The organism is Streptomyces sp. NRRL B-24572 (assembly GCF_002156145.1).
In the GTDB taxonomy this organism is placed as follows: Bacteria; Actinomycetota; Actinomycetes; order Streptomycetales; family Streptomycetaceae; genus Streptomyces; species Streptomyces vietnamensis.
The window spans coordinates 1-536 of sequence record NZ_MWIG01001202.1; the positions used below are offsets into that span (position 1 = coordinate 1).

Sequence of the window (536 nt, forward strand, 5' to 3'; positions counted from 1 at the left end):
GACCCCGCCGCCCACCCCGGAGCACCAGGTGGTCCCCGGGGTGGGCGGCGGGGTCGGGATCCTGTGAGGTGAGCGGCTTCTCCGTACGGCAGGAGGGGCCGACGTCCAGGCGGGTGCCGTTGACCCGGACGTCGAGGACGCGCAGGACCAGGGGGACCCGGACGTGTACCGTGCTGATGTTCTCGGGGTAGGCCAGGAGGACGTCCGAATAGAGGGTCAGGGGCCCCGTCTGTTCCAGGACCAGGGTCGCGGTGGTCGGGGCGAACCCGAACGTCAGGAGGGTCGCCTTGAAAGGCGGGGTCTGCTTGCGTCCCCGGGTGGAGAAACCGCCCGTCGCTTTGGTGACCAGATGTATCCCGTCCTCCCTGAACTCCAGCTCCGGCTCGCTTCGTTCGATCAGGGTGCAGGTCAGGGGAATGAGGTTGGCACCGTTCAGCTTCCGTACGTTCGAGTAGCCGGTGATGTAGGCCGACATCGAATTGGCGGCCGGGTTCTCGGTGAGGCAGGGCGGGGCGTCCGGCCGCCAATTCGATGTC

The 536-nt window shown here is 67.9% G+C and carries 1 pseudogene; it reads right to left on the reverse strand.

From position 1 onward, the window contains the following. Window positions 1-536, reverse strand: a pseudogene (locus tag CCN56_RS43785) (hypothetical protein); the annotation flags it as partial.